Genomic DNA, 17277 nt, shown 5'->3' with positions numbered 1-17277 from the left:
TTCATGCGGACCACAACCCAACACCACCCGACCGAGGCTCATCACTCGAACCGACGTTCCTCAAGATCGATAGCGCAACAGCTTCTCATACGAGCGTTTACGCAAGGCCTGGTCGGGCGTCGGCGGCCGGCAGGCAGGGCCTACGCTGGGTCCGCACTTGTCACGGCCGACCACCGGCCCCAGTCGCCGAAACCCGGCCCCGCGCCAGGTCCGCCACCACACGAGAGTCCGGCTTCATGACCACGAGTCCCACCACCCGGCACGCATCCTCGCATCGGCGCCGCTCCAGCCGCCAGGGACTCGCCGAGCCCGCCGTACCCGTCGTCGGGCAGCCCTCGCAGGAGACCCTCCACTGGGAGCTGCCGGCCCTGCTGCTGGTCCTCGTCCTGGCCACGGTGCTCTATTTCTGGGGCATGGGCGAAGCGGCGATCCACCCCTACTACAGCGCGGCCGTCCGGTCGATGTCCGCGAGCTGGCGCTCGTTCGTCTTCGGTGGGCTCGACGCGGGCGGGTCGATCACCGTGGACAAGATCCCCGGCGCGCTGTGGCCGCAGGCACTGTCGGTCCGGGTGTTCGGACCGCACGTCTGGGCGGTGGCGTTCCCGCAGGCTGTGGAGGGCGTGCTCAGCGTCCTGGTGCTGCACCGCATCGTGCGCGCCTGGGCCGGACCGGTCGCCGCGCTGCTCGCCGCCCTGATCCTCGCGCTCAGCCCGATCAGTGTGGCGCTGGGCCGGCACAGCATTCCGGACACCCTGCTCACCTTGCTGCTGGTGCTGGCGGCCGGAGCGCTGCAGAAGGCCGTCCTGACCGGGAGACTCGTGCCGCTGCTGACCTGCGGCGCTCTGGTGGGGCTGGCCTTCCAGGCGAAGATGCTGCAGGCCTGGCTGGTGCTGCCGGTCTTCGGCGCGGTGTACCTGCTGGCCGCGCCGGGTGCTCCGCTGCGCCGGGCGGGCCGGGTGCTGCTAGCCGGCGGCACGGCGTTCGTCGTGTCCTGCGCCTGGGTGCTGCTGGTCTATCTGACCCCCGGCGGCCAGCGCCCCTACCTCGACGGGACGCGCAACAACAACCCGTTCACCCTGGTCTTCGGCTACAACGGCCTCAGCCGCTTCGGCGGCGCCCCGGACGCGCTGGGCTCCGTGGCCGGTACGACCGCCAGCCGCGCCAGCGGGAACACCGGCCTGACGATGCTGCTCAACAGCACGATAGGCCCGCAGATATCCTGGTTCCTCCCGCTGTCGCTCCTCGCCTTCGTCCTCGGTGTGCTGTGGCGCAAGGGGCAGCCCCGCACCGACCCCCTGCGCGCCGGTTTCGTGCTGTGGGGCGGCTGGCTGCTGCTGCACACGGTGGTGTTCAGCTCCTCCAACGGCAACCACGGCTATTACACCGCCGTCCTCGCACCGGCGCTGGCCGCGCTGTCGGGCGCCGGCCTCGCCCTCTTCCGGTCGCAGTGGCAGGCGGACGGTCCGCGCCGCGTGGCGCTGCCCGCGGCGATCGCGCTGACCGTCGTGTGGGCCGTCGTGCTCCAGGTCCCGCACCATTCCTTCGCGCCGTGGCTGCTGCCCCTGGTGCTGGTGCTGGGGCTCGGCGCGGCGGCGGGCCTGTGGATCCGCCGGGCGCGCGAAATGCCGCAGGTGGCGCGTTGGGCCTTCACGGCGGGGGTGGCGGCCACGCTGCTCGCCCCGGCGGTATGGACCGCCTCGACCCTGGACTCCCGGTACGCCGGCTCCGCGATGTCCCCGCTGGCCGGACCGGTCGGCAACGCCTACCAGGAGCAGGTCCGCCACCCGGCGCACCGGAGCGCCCCGATCACGTTGAACGACCCGTCGGTCCGGGACGCGAAGCTGCTGAAGTACCTGACCGCCCGGCTCTCCGGCGAGAAGTACCTGCTCGCCACCCAGGCCGCTTACACCGCGGAGCCGCTGCTGCGGGCCTCCACCCAGCCGATGCTGGTGATGGGCGGCTTCACCGGCCTGACCCCCTACCCGACGGCCCCGCAACTTGAAAGCCTGGTGGCCGCGCACCAGGTGCGGTACGCCCTGCTGACCGCGCAGCGGCCCGCCACTCCGGCGACCGCCTGGATCAAGGACCACTGCACCCGGGTACGCCCCAGCGCCTACGGCCACACATCGGACAAGAGCTCCCCGCTCTACGACTGCTACACCCCACGACGCACACCGGCCACCAAGGCCCGCTGATCGGGCGGGGCGGGCATGCCGCCCCGCCCGATCTTGAAGACCGAGCTGAACCAAGGCGCGGTGGGCGCTGCCGACGCTGTCCGCGATCGGGCCGAGTTTGCGGCCGGGCCGCACCGGTACAGGTCTTGCAGGGGGTACGGCCGGTATCGTCACGCAGCGCCGCCCTCCCTGTCCGGAACCGGTGCGACGCGGTGACCCGGCGGCCCGGCCCAGCGCGGCCATCACCACGCTCCACCCGAACACCGTCGTAGCGATGATCATGAGTTGCTTGCGGTCCATTCAGACTTCCCTTGAGTCGGCCAGACCCGCAGCCGATCCGGACGCCGCAAGGATCCCAGCAAGCGGGTGCCGAGCCGCCAGGCGGGGAGGTCAACCAGATTGGACGCAAAGGGAGTTGTCAAAACCGAATCGATGGGGATAAGAAGTCATCTCATTTGGATGGCTGGGCAGGCTGTCGGCCGTGGGGATTGATGAGCGGCTGGTGCCGGATGAGCGCGGGTGCGGCTGGAGCGGATCTGGACCCACAACGTCCGCTATGGACGGGCACTTTGACCGTGTACCCCCGGGGCCGCCGCTCACCGTCTCGGGTCGTCGTCATCCACCGGGTGATCCCAACCGGCGCCGTATTGGAGGCGTTTGGCCGTCTCCACGAGTTGGGCCAAGGGATCCCTGCTCAGGCGGCGTCTGAGTGAGAGTAGCGAAAGGAGCGGGTGTCTCCAGGCGCGCATGAATGCCGCTGTTGTGGCGTTGGGCATGTCCTGTTCTCGATCGTTGTCAAGGGCGCCGGAGGAGAGGGCGCTCCGGAGGAAACGCCACACCGCGCCACCTCTTCCGCCGGGTAGAAATATCCACCAGCATGGGCGACCCAACCCGGCAGTTATCCGGAAATTCGAACAGCTTTTGCGCGCCCCGAGGGCGGCACGTCCGGTGGCGGGCACGGCAGTTATGGAGGAGTGGACATGAGAAGTACGGTCCCGAGGCAGGCATTGGAATGGCTCGCCGCTGCCGCGACGGATCCCCGGGCGTGCAAGCGGGAGTGGGAACATGGTGAGAGCGGGACCGTGCTACTGCCCGCCGGACGGTTCTGGGACGTGCTCAGCGTCCCGGAAGAGCTGGGTCTGCTTGCCGTCGACGCCCTGTTGCGCGTCCCCCGGCAGGAGCCCGGTCCGACGTTGGCGGACTTCGGCGCCCACCGAGTGGGGTTCTTCCTCCCACCCGATCCCACGACCCACTGGGTGGGCTGCGGCACTCGCTATGCCGGGAAGGGGACGTGGATCGCGGTGCCGGCCCCGCACCGGGCTGCGGGTCGCCTGCGATGGCTCGTCCCACCCGACGGCACCGGCACCCTGTACAGCCCCGCCGCGGTGGAGCTCGCGCTCCGTCAGGCGGTCGGCCTGCTCGCCACCGTAGTCCGGCCCCGGCGGCCCCATCCCTGGGACGGCCCGGCGAGTACCGGGCACGCCGCTCGCGACACCACTCCCAGGGGCGAACGGCGCTGATCGGGCCAGGTCCGTAGGTACTCCCGCCCGGCCCCGGGCCTGCGCCTCGGGCCGCCCGGGCACCATCCGCCCGTGGGCCTGCCATTCGGCGACGAGCCCGGAATAGATCGGAGGGTCCATGCAGTACGCCCCTTTGGGTTCGGCCTGTGTCCGATGGCGGCCCGTATGACCGACGGGCCCTGGGCCAACCAGCCCTGGGCCAACCGGCCCTACGTGGCCCAGGAGCCACCCGGTCGTCGTGAATGTGCTGTTCATGTCCTACCGCAACGACGTTTCGCGCGCCGGTGGTACGCCCGCTCTCCCTCGCTACCTGATCGGGTGAGCGCCCCTCACGCGTAAGGGGCCATGTTTTGATCGGATCAGACGCACACGGAGCTGTGAGCGGAGACATGCCGGGTCAATGGCAGAGCGGCCATCTCCGCGGCGCCGATGTGCACTCCGGTCGGGTAGGCGTTGGTGTCGAGTTCGGCCGTCACCCTCAGTCCGGTACGCGTGGTGGTCGCGGCGATGGATTGCATGATGACTTCATGGCTGGTCAGTGGCCGGCCGCGCCAGTTCATCGTGATGTGGGAGAAGAGCCGGGGGGCTTGCCCCAAGGCCGGGTAGTTAGCGTTTTCGCAGGTCACGCAAGGGAAGTTGGTGACCATGTCGTGGCGGCGTAGAGGCCGGGGCCGAGCTTGTGGATGAGGCCGCTGGTGGCCCAGCGGTTCAGTTGTCTGTACATGGTCTCCAGGGTGACGTCGCCGAAGTGAGCCGCAATGTCGCGGGGTTGCCACAGCCGAGTGGGGTCTTCCTGGAGCAGGGTCAGAATTCGGTGTCGGCGGCGCTTGTCGGGGGCGGTGTGCCGATCGTCCCGGGAGGCGGTGGGCAGCGCGGGCTGCTGATCGGTGGGTTCGAGGATGGTGACGTCGAGGTGGGTGACGGTGCGGCTTGGGCTTTCCCCTTGATCGAGGACACCGGTTGTCATGCGGCGATGGTCAGCGTGGTTGATCGTTGTTCGTAGGTGATCGGGCTCTGTTGGCCGAGGGCGGAGTGCCGTCGCCTGGTGTTGTAGCGGGTGACCCAGCGGAAGACGGACAGGCGGGCGGCGCGGGCCCCGGGCCAGCGTTTCGCGCCCTGGAGCGTCTCGCGTTTCATGCTGGCGTTGAAGGACTCCGCGGCGGCATTGTCGGCGCTCGTGCCGACGGCTCCGCGCGATCGGATCACGCCGAACCGGTCACAGAGCGCCGCGAACTCCTTGGACGAGTATTGGGCTCCGTTGTCGCTGTGGAAGATCGCTCCATGCAGGTCTCCGCCCCGCGTGCCGGCGGCGGCCCGCAGGGCGTCGGCGATGAGTTCGGTCCGCATGTGGTCGGCGATCGACCAGCCCGTCAGTCGCTTGGAATGCAGGTCCAACACGGTTGCGAGATAAAGGAATTGTCCGTCCCCGATGGGCAGGTAGGTAATGTCGCCGACGTACTTCTGGTTCGGTGCAGCGGCGGTGAAGTCCCGCTGGAGCAGGTCCGGCACCGGCGTCGCGTCGGGTGCGGGAACCGTGGTGCGGACCTTCTTACGCAGGTGCACCCCCACGATGCCGCGTCGGCGCATCAGCCGCTCGACACGCTTGTGGTTCACCAGCCGTCCCTCGTCCCGCAGCTCGGCGGTGATCCTGGGACTGCCGTAGGTGCTGTCGGACTCCCGGTGGATCTCGGCGATGCGCTCGGTGAGGACCTGGTCGGCGCGTTCGCGCTCGGCCCGGGCCGAGCCGGCTTCGCGCCAGCGGTAGAAACCGGAGCGGGAGACGGCCAGGAGGGTGCACAGCCGCTTCACGCCGTAGGCGTCGTGGTGGTCGGCAACGAACTGGAAGCGGATCACCAGTTCGTCTCGCCCGCGAAATACTTGGCCGCCCGGTGCAGGATCTCCCGCTCGAGCTCGAGTTCCCTGATCCGGGCTTTGAGCTGCTTGTTCTCCCTGGCCAGGGCGGTGGCCTCGGCGGTCCCGGGCACGGCGGCCTGCTCGGCCTCACGCACCCAGACCCGCAGCGTCTCGTGGTTGATGCCCAGGTCCTTGGCCACCGAGGCATACGTACGTCCCGGGCTCGCGCGGTACAGCGCGACGGCATCGGCCCGGAACTCAGGGGTGTACTTCGACGTCCCCAACGGGAACTCCTGTCCTATGGATCTTCACGATCCAATGATCAGGGTGTCCTCGATCAAGGGGAAACGCCCTAGCAATACCTGGACTGAGCGGTCGCGTGGTGGTGCGGTTCCTTTGAAGGGAAGCCCATGAGAGACACGGCCCTGATCGAGAAGCTGGTCGAGCAGACCCCTGCCGGCGGCGATGACGCGTTCTACACGAACTTCACGAGGCCCGATTCGCTGTCCGGGGCGGCCGTCGGTGACCCCCTCTACCTGCGGCCGCTGGTCAACACTTTCGCGGTGCCGGGGGGCGGGGAGAACTGGCTGGTGCTGTACCGGTCCGAGAGCGCGGGCCAGAACCCGACCGCGGTGGCGACTTCCGGCATCATCGTCCTGCCCGACCGTCAGGCGCACCCGGTCCCTAAGGGCGGCTACCCGCTGATCACCTGGTGCCACGGCACGGTGGGCTGCGCGAACCGGGTCGCGCCGTCGCGGGACACCGGCGACACCGGGGCGTCCCCCATGAACGCCTATCCCAAGGCGATGCTCGGCCGCTTCCTGGACCAGGGGTGGGCGGTGGCGATGACGGACTACGAGGCGCTGGGGACCGGTACCGACGACGGCACCGGAACCGGGCTGGGCCCCGACGACAAGCTCCACCCCTATTTGCTGGGCCAGTCCGAGGCACGCGCCGCGCTGGACATCGTGCTGGCCGCCCGCCGGCTCTTTCGCGACGAGATCTCCCAGATGTTCGCCATCGTCGGGCACTCCCAGGGCGGGCAGGCCGCCCTGTTCGCCGCCGCCAACGCGCCGGGCCGGGTGGACGGGCTCGTCGGCGTCGCGGCGATCGCCCCGGCCAACCACCCCTTCGACATCATCCAGGCCAGCGCCAACCTGGCGAACGTCTTCAAGAACTCCGGCTACGCGTTCTCGGCACTGTTCCTGGCGGGCGCCATCGCCGGATCCGCCGCCGACCACGCTGACGCGGACCCCGAATCCATCAAGATCATCGATCCCGGTCAGGTCCTGTCGGACGATGCGTTCGAGTTCTGGCCGCAGGTGTGGAACTTGTCCCGTGCCGAACTGGGCGCCGACCAAAAGCTCTTCGGCAGCCTGCGGGGCAACGAGCAGTTCCGTGCGGGCCCCGACGGCTCCGGCACCGGATACATCAACAACCCCAACGCCGACCAGCAGGAGTTCAACCGCCAGCTGAAAAAGATGAACCCGAACCTCGCCATCACCGTCCCCGTGCGCATCTCCCAGGCGCTGGAGGACAAGCGTGTCCAGTACCAGCCCTCCTCTCCGCTGACGGGTCCCTTCCCCGGCACCGAGAAGCTCATCGAGGAACTCAAGACCACCAACCCCGGCAGAGTCATCGAAAAGCTCTACGACGCGACCGAGGTGGACGATACCGAGGGGCCGCTGGGAGCACACTTCACGACGATCAACGTCGACACCGGCCCACTGATCGACTGGCTCCTCGACAAGGGCCTCACCACCCCCTGACACCGCCCACACCGACCCCCGGCCCGAGAGGGGCCCAGGGCAGCATCCCCGCCGCAGCGCATCCAGCCAGCCAGCCAGCGGGGCCGACGAGTCGCCACCGGCACGCCGGGGCGGTGCGACTATCCGGTCGCACCGCCCCGGCGCTCACCGTTCCCGGATTCAGCTCATTCGGTGTTCACGGTCGGCAGGCCGACGGCCGCCCACAATGTGCCCGGCCGCTCAGCAATCGCGCCGGCGGCCAGGGCCAGCAGCGCCAGATCACCTCCGGTACTGACGGCTGTGCCCGGCTATGTCCGGGCACAACCGTCGAAGCGGCGCCGGATCTCCCGCCACGCGGTCTCGATGGCGCTGATGATGACCGCGCCGTGGACGACGGACGCGGTCGGCGGGAGCGTCGGCGAAGAGGGTCAGGTCGCTGACGGGTTGCTGCCTTCGAGCTGGGCGGGGACGCGGGAGGTCCGCAGCGCCCGCAGGTCGGGGATGTGGTTGTAGAGAGGGTGCCCCACCGAGACGCCGAGCAGGGCCGCGATCGTCTCGATGCTGTTCTTGGGGTTGGGCAGCATGTCGCGAGCGGCGCGCAGCGGCTGCTCGTTGACGACGGTGGGCCGGCCGCCAACGCGGCCATCGGGGTCGGTGGAGACGGTACCGCCGTCTTGGCCGACGACGTTCGGTACAGCCTCCGGCTCACGGACTCCCACGACAGCACTTCCTACTGCCACGCCTCATGGCAGAGCCACTGACGTCCAATGGCAAACTCCACTGACGTTCTCGTGACAGACAACAGTTACGGAAGCAAGATCCGCCAACTACTGCGCTCGTCCGCCAAGTAGAAATCTCGGTCGCAACAGTGTGACCGAGAGTGGTAGTTGGCGGATCATGAGCCGAACTGAGCAGGTCAGGGGCGCGTGGAGAATTCTTGTTGGCGCATCTTGAGAGGGTTAGTTGGCGGATCATGATTGTGGACGTTCGCTGTGCGCGAGTGTCTGGTGAGGCGGTCCGACGTCCTTCACAGCCCGACCGGGTGTTATCAGAACCTTGATGGAGCCGTCCGGGCCTCACGCGCGCCATCCGCCTGCCCTGGGAATCGGCGACTCGGGCACAATCATGAGCCGTGACTACCCCTCCCGATCCCTCCGTCCTGTACCCCGACGTTGCGGCTTGCGGCAGCCTCGCCACAGTGCTCCGGGCCGAGGCGGACGGCTGCCTCGGTGCCGTCCCCGTCGCGTCGCCGGACTTCGATCCGCTGCGCCACGCGGCCGTCTCAAGTAGCCTGCCGCACCGCGAGCCGTTGGCGATCAGCGCCTGGTCGCACGAACGCCGGTGGTCGATCCGCGGCGAGGAGCCGTTCCAGAGCCTGCCCCTCATCGATGGCACGACGGACGACCTGGCGGAGGTCGCCAGGGCCGCCCGAGCGTGGCACGACGGGGCGCCCTTGGCCGACATCCGCCAAGCGGCCCCGTTCGTGCACCTGACCGGCCGGTTCGAGGTGCCCGATAACGATCCCGCGCGCTTGACGGAATCGGAATGGCAGGGCATACGCCAGGAAGCGGCCGAACTGGAATACGCCTGGCAGGAGACGTACCACAGCCTGATCGAGGCGGCGCACACCGAGCCGGCGCTGCGCGCTCTCTACCCATTCACCAGCCACTGGGCACTGCGCTTCTCGACCACCACCCGCCCGGACCTGACCGTCGTCGGACCGTGCCTGAGCGCCAACAGCGACGGCACGCACGGGGTGGGCAGGGGCCTCATCAGCCAGGACCTTGGCCGATTCGCCACAGTGCGGGAGGCCGTGGCCGTGGCAGTGCGTCAACTGCCGTCCGGACTCGGCCCCACCACGCTCGGCGGATGATCCCGCCCGGCAAACGCTCGGCCGACAGTACGGGAGCGGACTGCGCACGTACCTGGCGAACGGTGCCACCTGGGCTGTTCAGTCACACACGACACAGCGTTGCGGAGACAAGATCCGCCAACTACTGCACTCGTCCGCCAAGTAAAAGTCTCGGTCGCAAACAGAGGCTCAAGCTGTCCGCTCCTTGCTGGAAATCAATCCGAACGGGTAAAAAAACAGGTTAAAAACAAGGGTAATCGGTGCTAGTGTGGAGGCACGAGAGGAGATCCACCCATGGCATCCGAGGAAGAGCTGTTCGCGAATATCGATGCGTTGCTGGCGGAGGAGCCGCAGCTTCCGCCCCCGGCGGAGCGGGCCCGGCTGCGGGAAGCTGCGGGCATCACCCAGGCCCGTCTCGCGCAGGCGTTGAAGTCGACTGTGCAGTCGGTCAAGAACTACGAGAACGGCCGTTCCGAGCCCAAGCCGCCGCGCCTGGAGGCCTACCAGCGACTACTGAACGGCTGGGCTGCGAAGTACCCCGCCCACACCGCCCCCGTTCCGGTCGTCGCGCCGCAGCCGGTGGCGGTGCCGGAGACGTTCACCGGCCCGACCGCGCCCGAGGCGGAGACCGTCGCACCGGTGGAGGCACCCGCCACCCCGGTCGCACCGGAGCGCCCGGCCACCCGCCCGGCGACGTCGTCGCGCCGCCCGGCCGCGAAGAAGGCCACGAAGGCCGCCGTCGTCGACCCGCGGTTCCCGCACGGCCCGCTCGCCGTACTCGATGGCGACGGCTCCGCGTACGGCGTCGACGGCATCGTCCTCGACTGCCCGGCCACCACGATCCCGGAACTGGTGGAATGGACCCTCAAGGAGTCCGGCCTGGGTGCCGCCAAGCTCAACCGCTACGGCAAGGACTCAGACCCGCTGATCGTGCTGACTGCGGCGGCCGCGGTGAAGCTCGGGCTGCCGGAGCGACTGGAGGGCCACGAGCAGCGCCGTTCCCTGCGCCTGCCCGAGGACCATCCCGTGGTCAAGCAGGTCACCAAGGCGAAGTGGCAGCTCACCCAGCGCGGTTTCGGCCCGTGGGCGCGCATCTACCGCAAGGCCACCGGGCGTGAGCGGCAGTGCGTGCAGCTGGCGATCCTGTCGTGGGACGCCCTCGATGAGCGGTCCTGGCCCGGCGTCGCAGATATGGAGCCGGCCGACGTCGCCCGCGTTCTCGGGGTGTACGCCCAGCGGGTCACCACCCCGCGCGGCTCCACCGCCGTGTCCGGGCTGGAGCTGATGACGGCGCTGCGCCCGCCGACGAAGGCCGTGCAGGACCCGACAACCGGGAACTGGGTGGCCGGCTACAACCCCGGCAGCTTGGGGACGGAGTCGATGGACCCCGCGCCACCGGAGGCTACCCCGGAACACCCCGTCGTCGTGAACTCCGGCTGGACCGGCGGGTTCCTCGACGAAGAGGCGTACCAGTGGGTGCGGTCGGTGGACTCGCTCACGGATGAGGAGTGCCTGCTGCCGTTCGCGGTCGGCCTGGACCTGAACACCGCGTTCCTCGCGGCCGCCGCCCGCCTGGTCGTGGGCCTGTCCGGACCCGACCACTTCACCGCCCCGACGTTCAACCCGAAGATCCCCGGCAGCTGGCTGGTCGACCTCAGCGGCATCGAGCTGGACCCGCGCCTGCCCTCACCCTTCACCCCCGACGGCACCCGCCCGACGGGGCTGGCCTGGTACCAGACGCACACCGTCGCCTACGCCCAGGAGCTCGGGCACGACGTGCACCCGATCGAGGCGTACCTGCGGCGCGAGACCGGCGCGTACCTGGACCCGTGGCACGACCGGCTCAAAACCGCGTACGTCGACACCCTCGCCGACCTCGGTGTCACCAAGGACCTGGACGATGCGGCGTTCCTGGCCGCGATGGCACAGCACAAGCAGAACGACCCGGCCCTGGCCGCGGTGCTGGCCGCGATCAAGGCCACGATCAAGGGCGGCGTCGGCAAGCTCCGCGAGCGCCCGCAGGGCAAGTCCTACAAGGAGGGCGAGCCGTGGCCGGCCCTGTCGCGGCCGACATGGCGCCCCGACATCCGGGCCGCCGTCATCAGCAAGGCGCGGGTCAACATGCACCGCAAGCTCAACAACATGGTCAAGCTGACGGGCCTGTACCCGCTCGCCGTGCTGTCCGACTGCGTCGTCTACCCGAGCCCAGGTGAGAGCCCGCTCGATTTCCTGCCGTACGCCGCGTCCGGCAAGCCGCAGCCCGGCGGGTTCCGCCTCGGTGCCACGCCCGGCCTGGCGAAACTGGAGGGCGTCCAGTCGATGCTGTGGGCGGTCGACCTGATGGAGCAGGGCCTCAACCCGGCCCGCCACATCAAGGGCGGCGACGCCGTCCTGGACGAAGGAGAGTAGGCCATGGGCGAGATCGAGGCCGCCATCGAGCGCGCCGACCGGGAAGCGTTCACCCGTCAGCCGCCCAAGACGCTTCCGGCCCGCATCAACTACCTGCTCAAGCAGCTGGGCACCGCGAAGGCCGTCGCGCAGGAGCTCGGCATCACCGCCGACTCCGTCAACCGCTACCGGCGCGGCGCCCGCAAGAACCCGCCCAAGGACATCGCCGCGAAGATCGACAACGCCGTCCGCTCCCGCTGGCAGCCCCAGGTGCGCAAGCGCCGGCGCCAGCAGGCCGCCGTCACCGGGGTCACGGTGGAGACCCGGGCCCGGTTCGGCTACGAGTCGTCCGCCGGATCCACCGACGACGGCCGCTTTCGCCGCCTCACCGTCCGTCTCCCTGCCGCGTACGCGCAGCGCCTGTTCGACGCCCGCGACACAGGGGCCAGCGACCAGGACATGCGTGGGATCATCGCCGAAGGGTTTAAGGAAGTCTATTTCCAGGACGGCGGCGGCCGCGCCATGGGACTCTCGGACGTAACCCTGAATGACATCGATTACCTGGATCTGGATTTCTGAATAGGAACGAAATCATGACCGCTGAATTCCCGCTGTGACTCAGCGCTTCAGTTGGCGAATGCGCGCGACACTTGGCGAGCTGAGCGTTCACCGTCGTGGCTGGCATGTGTGACTCAGCAGGCCAACTGTCGTGTCAGCATGCAATCTGTCGTCCAGGGCGGGCTATGACCCGCAATGATCACTTGCACGTTCGGCGAGGTGCCATACTGCGCGCGTGGTGGAGAACACAAGTACAGATGACACCGCCGGCGCGCAAGTTTTGGAGTCCCTCCTGGAGGCTCTCGCCGCGTGGCCGGACCTCGGAGTCAGGGCGCGCGTCAGCATCGAGCAGTGGAGCGGCCTGACTGCGGACGAAGCGAGGGCTTACCAAGATGTCGGCATCTCCGCCGTCCGAAGCGTTGACGGCGGACGGGCAGTCTCTGACCAGGTCCGTGCGCTCGGGAGGATGCGCTACGAGCCGTCCGTCTCGACATTGATCGGGTTGTGGGAGCAGTGCCCGGTCCATCCGGTTGCGGTGGCTGCTGCCCACGCACTGTTCGAGATCGGGACCGCCGGGGCCCGCGACACGCTGCGCAAGGGGATCCACGACCACGAGCACCTCGGCCAGTTCATGGCCCTGAAGGTCATGTTCACCGACGAGGGGACGGCCTGGGGCAACGTCAGCCACCTGTTCGCCGACGAGTGCCTGACTGCTGCACCCGGTCAGATCGCCGCCATTCAGGCTCTCGCCTTCCTGTCGCCACAATCGTTCTCCCAGTCCGGTCCTGAATGGCACTCCGATGATCTCCGCGACCTGGTGTCCCGGGACCGCCGCTGGCTCGACCTCTGCGTCGGCCTCCGTGACCACGAAGTCCTGGGCGGGCAGGCCCGCGAGGTGCTCAAGTATGCCGATCCTGCCGTCACCGGCCCGGCCCTGGACGCGGCCGCAACGGTGCGCACGACGCAGTCTCGGCCTGCCCGCCAGCAGTGGCGGGCGGGGGATCTCGTCGCGCGCTATGCGAACGGGGACCACCAGGGTGTCTGGCGCGAGCTCGGCGCCCTCGGTCACCTGGACGGCCCGCAGCGCGCCGAGGCCGAGCAGGTGGCCGCCCTGACCATGGAGCGTGTCCGACAGAACGCCCACAGCCTCGCCACCGCCCTCATCGCCCACGGCTGGCCGGTCACCCTGGAACAGGCGCTGCCGGGACCCGCCCCGGACGTCGAAGACCGCCTGAGGCATCTGGAACAGATCACCGGCTCGCCGGCGCCACCGGCTCTTGCCGCATACTGGCGCATCGTCGGAACAATCGACCTCGTCCCGCGCGACACATGGGACGTCCCCTTCCCGTCCGGTGTGCCAGAACAACTTGCCGTCGCCGACCCGCTGGAAATCCTCGACCTCACCACCGCGTGGTTCTCAGTCGAGGAGTGGCAGGACGAGTCCGCGGACCTGCGCCCCGAAATCGCCGGCCCGCTAGAACTGACCGTTGCTGCCGACTACCTCCACAAGGCGAACATCAGTGGCGGGGCCCCATACTCCGTCTGGCTTCCACACGCAGGCGCCGATCCGCTGGTCCGTGAAGAAGAACACGTCCTGAGCTTCACCGACTACCTGCGGCGGGCGTTCGCCAGTAAGGGCTTCCTCCGGCTCGATCGGCAGGACGAATGGGTAGCCCACGGCCTCACCCGCGACCACCTGGCCGAGCTGACCGACTGGCTGGCGGGCGTCGAAAACGAGAGCAAGGACTTCTGACCACGTAGGACGAGGACTTAGTTGGCGAGCTGAACGTGCAAGTGGCCATGGTGAGCCTGGCGGCGGCCCTGCATCTGCAGGGCGACCGGGTCGGCGCGCTGCACTGGTGGGACCGGGCATGGGCAGCCGGGAACGTGGTTGCCGGCTACAACCTGGGCATGCTGCACGCCGCGGCCGGTGACGCGAACCGCGCGCAGGTGGCCTGGGAGAAGGCTGCGGCCTTCGGCGATCCGGACGCCATGCTGGGCCTCGTCAAGCATGCGCTCGACCGTGGCGACGCGGTCGGCGTCAAGCGCTGGGCGCCGGTGATTCTCGCGCAGGACGAGGCGTTCCCGATCACTGCGCTGGGCGTGGCCTTCCGGGATGGTGGCGACCTGCCGCACGCCATGCACGCGTTCCTACGCGCCGAGGAGCTGGGCGACGGGTATGCAATGACGGGTATGCAATGGAGTACCGGGCCCGGATCCTGGCCGCTCAGGGGCAGCACGCGGAGGCTGACACGTTGCGAGCACGGGCAGCGACGGCCGAGCGGATGCTCTGAGGCGTAGACGCGCGGCGAGCCGGCTCCAGCATGCCTCCGCGCGGGCCGGCCCACCAGACGAAGCGCGCAGTCACAATTCCGGCCATGAGCCGAAGCACGATAGATGACACCGAGGCAGGCTTGTTGTCACTTCGGGTGGGTGCCTGGGTCTGCCGGGGTCAGCCGGGCGTCCTGTCGCATTGAAGCTGTCGGATTCTCACCGTGCCGCGTGCTGAGCGGCGTCGTGACTGCTGTCTTGCCGGGCGCCGAGATCCACTGGAGATCCCCCTCAGCACTGAGCCTGAGGGACACCCGTGTGAACGGGCGCTTCAAGAGGCGCGGTCATCCCAGAAGGCTGCGCGGTCAGCGCCGGCCGCCGCCGATGCGGCGGTCATCGGCCAGCGCGGTTAGCGGGCCGAACTCGCGGGCAAGCTGGTCCCACGTCAGAACCTCGCCACAGCGGGCCGGGAACTCCTTCGGGTCGAACTCGGGCATGCTCCAGGTCCCAGTGCCCCGGTCCCGCAACCACAGGTCCCCGTCACCGTCGACCACAGTCGGCGGGACCGGTACGGGCTCGGCCTGATCGGTGGGGCCCCACGTGACCCGCCCCGGGTGGGAAACGCGGCGCAGCTCGGTGGTGGCCAGCCGCGCGGCCACGTCACGGGCGGACTCTTCGGCGTCCTCGACCGACGCGAGTCGAAATGCGTCGTCAAGTACGGGCAGGGCTGGATTCTTGCTGCGCTTTGAACTCATACGCTGACTACCTCCGGTCGGGGGCGTCACTTCCGTTATGACACCCCGTAGAGGAACACGGTATCCGAGGCGGGAGCCGGGCCAGCTACGGCCACTGTCCAGGTGGAGGCGCTTGCACACCGGGCGGTGGGGCTAGATGGTGAGCTGGTCCTGGACGTGGCGCAACCCATGGTGTCAGCACTCAAATATGGCGGTCCGGGCCTGAGAAGGTGAGGCCGCCGGGGGCGAGCGGACGTCAGGCCGGGTCGGGCTCGGGCTCGCCGGGCGGCCGGCGGAAGTCGGCGCCCTGCTCGACCGGCATCAGCCCAGCCGGCTACCGCACCCGTGCCCGACCGTCAGCCCCTCGATGAGCACGCCGCTGCTTCCGCCGGTGCGTACGCGGCCGACCAGCGCGCGCGGGTCGTCGCCCGCGCCCTGCGCACCCGGTAGGAGGGATCACCGCATGTCCGCTTCCATGGCGACCCGGCGCGCGTACCGTGAGGTGACGACCCGCCGGGAGGACCAGATGAGCGCGCAGCCCGACCACGCCCCCGTCACGCCGTACGCCCCCGCACCCGGGGCGCCGGCCGAACTCCTGACCCAGCTGCGCGCCGACCGGCGCGCCGACACCTGGGTGCCGGCATTCGAGCGGCAGTGGGCGGCGGCGCTCGAGGAATCGCGCCGCACGTTCTCCCTCGCCGCGCTGTACGAGGTCCTCCAGGAGTGGCAGGGCCTGGTCGCCTCCGCCCCGGCGGTCGACGCGTTCGTCGCCTCCGGCTACGACGACGGCGACTTCATCGACATGGCGGAGCTCCGCGGCAGGCGCCGGTGAGCGGACAGCCGTACGCGGTCCGCTTCTCCGCCTCGGCCGCCAAGGTTCTGGGCGTCCTGCCTGAGCACGTGGAGGACACCGTGTGGGACGTCCTGGACGCCGCCGCGGCCGACCCGTGGGGCTTCCGGCAGTGGAACGCCGAGGACCCCGAAGGCGAGGACGTCCGCCACGCCTCCGTCGGCCAGCTGTCCCTCACCTACTGGGTGAACCGGCCCCTGCGCCGACTGTCCGTCCTCACCATCATCTGGATCGGGTAGCCACTCGTTGGCCGCCCTGGTCGATGCTCATCCGGGGCTCGGCAAGAGCTGCGGCCCTGTGTCGGCGACGGCCCTGGCACTGGAACAGGAAGCCGCGTGCAGATTTCACGCCGGGAAGCCTGGAGCGATGGGCGCTCCCTCTGGCCAGGTGCCGGTCGCCGGAGTCTGGATAACATCGTGGCTGATATCGGCGGGGCTTGAGGAAGGGCGGGCCCATGATGGGCCAGGTTTCGATACGGCAGGCGCTGCGCTTGCTGGCGGCCACGTGGCTGTTCATTGGTGTGGCGTATCTGGTGTTGTGGCTGGTGCCGTACGGTGCGGGTCTGCCGGTCTGGGCGCCGGCAGCGATGTACCTCGGTGGATGGTGGCGACGCCATCACCTGTCGATCTGGGCCGGAGTAGCGGCGGTGGCAGCCAGCTGTGCGGCTGGCTTTTTCCTGGTGGACGCCCTGCGAGAGCGTCTGGTCCCGTCCATCGCCGACGTGCTGGCTCCCACCATCGCGGTGCTCGTCGCAGCCCTGGTCCTGGTGGTGTGGACGCAACGACCACGCGCGCAAACCGGCACAGGTGGAGTGAGTACGCCTTCGGGGGACGCTTCGGTGGGGTCGCGCGACTGAGCTAGGCGCCGCTGTGGGGTCCCTCGGGCAGAACCAGCAGGTCACCTTCGTGGGGCGGTTTCGTGACCGTGTGTCCGAGTTGCAGCAATAGGCCCGAGACGGCGGCCTGGACGATGGCCTTCATGCTGTCACCTGGGGCCAACTGGTTCGAGGCCAGTGCGGAGAACCCGTCCGATGCGGTCCAGGTGATCAAGACTCCGGAGGGGTCTTCCGTCACCCGCAGCCCCGGCCTGTTGTCGGCAGGTACCTCGCCGACCAGGTGAAAGCCCGCGTGCGCCAGGGCATGCCGCACCCGCGACACGAGTTCGGGAGCATTTGACACGGGGACCGTCTGCCCCATCTTTCAGCGATCACACCTGCGTCGTCACCTGGCGCTTCCCCGCCGGGGGACGTGCGGTACTCGCGGCTCCAGCGTGACCGGCGAAAATTTGTCGTCAGCGCGTAAAGATCGTGTAAGTTCATGGACGGTGTG

16 protein-coding genes and 1 pseudogene are annotated in these 17277 nt (G+C 69.1%); 11 read left to right on the top strand and 6 right to left on the bottom strand.

What is annotated here, in order from left to right; genetic code table 11:
- Window positions 1–236: 236 nt before the first annotated feature.
- Together C8250_RS00180 and C8250_RS00175 are read left to right on the top strand one after the other, a co-directional pair.
- Complete coding sequence (locus tag C8250_RS00180; protein WP_138359253.1) at window positions 237–2195, top strand: glycosyltransferase family 39 protein; 1959 nt, start codon at window positions 237–239, stop codon at window positions 2193–2195.
- 959 nt (window positions 2196–3154) lie between these two features.
- Window positions 3155–3694: a hypothetical protein gene (locus C8250_RS00175; RefSeq protein ID WP_232486204.1), complete on the top strand. Its 540-nt coding sequence runs from the start codon at window positions 3155–3157 to the stop codon at window positions 3692–3694.
- A gap of 359 nt (window positions 3695–4053) precedes the next feature.
- Here C8250_RS00175 and C8250_RS00170 read toward each other — a convergent pair.
- The 3 genes and pseudogenes from C8250_RS00170 to C8250_RS00160 all read right to left on the bottom strand — a co-directional run.
- Window positions 4054–4275: pseudogene (locus C8250_RS00170) on the bottom strand (ISAzo13 family transposase); the annotation flags it as partial.
- A gap of 41 nt (window positions 4276–4316) precedes the next feature.
- A complete protein-coding gene (locus C8250_RS00165) occupies window positions 4317–4661 on the bottom strand; it encodes a helix-turn-helix domain-containing protein (protein WP_138359255.1) in 345 nt (114 codons plus the stop codon).
- A protein-coding gene (locus C8250_RS00160; protein ID WP_138359257.1) for an IS3 family transposase occupies window positions 4658–5832 on the bottom strand; the annotation gives its coding sequence in 2 pieces (ribosomal slippage) (window positions 4658–5565 and window positions 5565–5832; 1176 coding nt in all). The genes C8250_RS00165 and C8250_RS00160 overlap by 4 nt, the downstream gene beginning before the upstream one ends.
- 126 nt (window positions 5833–5958) lie before the next feature.
- Between C8250_RS00160 and C8250_RS00155 the strand changes: the two genes are divergently transcribed.
- Complete coding sequence (locus C8250_RS00155) at window positions 5959–7317, top strand: alpha/beta fold hydrolase (RefSeq protein WP_138359259.1); 1359 nt, start codon at window positions 5959–5961, stop codon at window positions 7315–7317.
- A gap of 407 nt (window positions 7318–7724) precedes the next feature.
- On the opposite strand, the gene C8250_RS00150 is transcribed toward C8250_RS00155, so the two are convergent.
- On the bottom strand, window positions 7725–8015 hold the full coding sequence (locus C8250_RS00150; protein ID WP_232486113.1) for a hypothetical protein: 291 nt from the start codon (window positions 8013–8015) through the stop codon (window positions 7725–7727).
- 479 nt (window positions 8016–8494) lie between these two features.
- Here C8250_RS00150 and C8250_RS00145 point away from each other — a divergent pair, with 479 nt between their 5' ends.
- The 5 genes from C8250_RS00145 to C8250_RS00125 all read left to right on the top strand — a co-directional run bounded on the left by C8250_RS00145 (window position 8495) and on the right by C8250_RS00125 (window position 14395).
- Window positions 8495–9169 carry a DUF6193 family natural product biosynthesis protein gene (locus tag C8250_RS00145; protein WP_244808911.1) on the top strand — a complete coding sequence of 225 codons (675 nt, stop codon included), beginning with the start codon at window positions 8495–8497 and terminating at the stop codon, window positions 9167–9169.
- Between the two features lie 273 nt (window positions 9170–9442).
- On the top strand, window positions 9443–11557 hold the full coding sequence (locus C8250_RS00140; protein WP_187144656.1) for a helix-turn-helix transcriptional regulator: 2115 nt from the start codon (window positions 9443–9445) through the stop codon (window positions 11555–11557).
- Between the two features lie 3 nt (window positions 11558–11560).
- Window positions 11561–12115: a helix-turn-helix transcriptional regulator gene (locus C8250_RS00135; RefSeq protein WP_138359137.1), complete on the top strand. Its 555-nt coding sequence runs from the start codon at window positions 11561–11563 to the stop codon at window positions 12113–12115.
- Between the two features lie 214 nt (window positions 12116–12329).
- Window positions 12330–13847, top strand: a complete 1518-nt coding sequence (locus tag C8250_RS00130; protein WP_138359135.1) for a hypothetical protein — start codon at window positions 12330–12332, stop codon at window positions 13845–13847.
- Window positions 13848–13894: 47 nt separating this feature from the next.
- Complete coding sequence (locus C8250_RS00125) at window positions 13895–14395, top strand: hypothetical protein (protein WP_138359133.1); 501 nt, start codon at window positions 13895–13897, stop codon at window positions 14393–14395.
- 335 nt (window positions 14396–14730) lie between these two features.
- Here C8250_RS00125 and C8250_RS00120 read toward each other — a convergent pair whose 3' ends face one another.
- Window positions 14731–15120, bottom strand: a complete 390-nt coding sequence (locus tag C8250_RS00120) for a hypothetical protein (RefSeq protein ID WP_138359131.1) — start codon at window positions 15118–15120, stop codon at window positions 14731–14733.
- 505 nt (window positions 15121–15625) lie between these two features.
- On the opposite strand from C8250_RS00120, the gene C8250_RS00115 reads away from it, so the two are divergent.
- The 3 genes from C8250_RS00115 to C8250_RS00105 all read left to right on the top strand — a co-directional run bounded on the left by C8250_RS00115 (window position 15626) and on the right by C8250_RS00105 (window position 16805).
- Window positions 15626–15931 carry a DUF6247 family protein gene (locus C8250_RS00115; RefSeq protein ID WP_138359139.1) on the top strand — a complete coding sequence of 102 codons (306 nt, stop codon included), beginning with the start codon at window positions 15626–15628 and terminating at the stop codon, window positions 15929–15931.
- The gene (locus C8250_RS00110) at window positions 15928–16188 is read left to right on the top strand and encodes a hypothetical protein (protein WP_138359129.1); all 261 of its coding nucleotides are present in this window, start codon (window positions 15928–15930) and stop codon (window positions 16186–16188) included. Before C8250_RS00115 ends, C8250_RS00110 begins: the two co-directional genes overlap by 4 nt.
- A 215-nt stretch (window positions 16189–16403) precedes the next feature.
- Complete coding sequence (locus C8250_RS00105; RefSeq protein WP_138359127.1) at window positions 16404–16805, top strand: hypothetical protein; 402 nt, start codon at window positions 16404–16406, stop codon at window positions 16803–16805.
- 1 nt (window position 16806) lies between these two features.
- On the opposite strand, the gene C8250_RS00100 is transcribed toward C8250_RS00105, so the two are convergent.
- On the bottom strand, window positions 16807–17127 hold the full coding sequence (locus tag C8250_RS00100; RefSeq protein ID WP_138359125.1) for a hypothetical protein: 321 nt from the start codon (window positions 17125–17127) through the stop codon (window positions 16807–16809).
- Between the last annotated feature and the right edge of the window lie 150 nt (window positions 17128–17277).

It is taken from the genome of Streptomyces sp. So13.3 (genome assembly GCF_005860785.2).
GTDB classification, from domain to species: Bacteria; Actinomycetota; Actinomycetes; order Streptomycetales; family Streptomycetaceae; genus Actinacidiphila; species Actinacidiphila fildesensis.
This window is presented reverse-complemented; position numbering and strand designations above follow the sequence as displayed.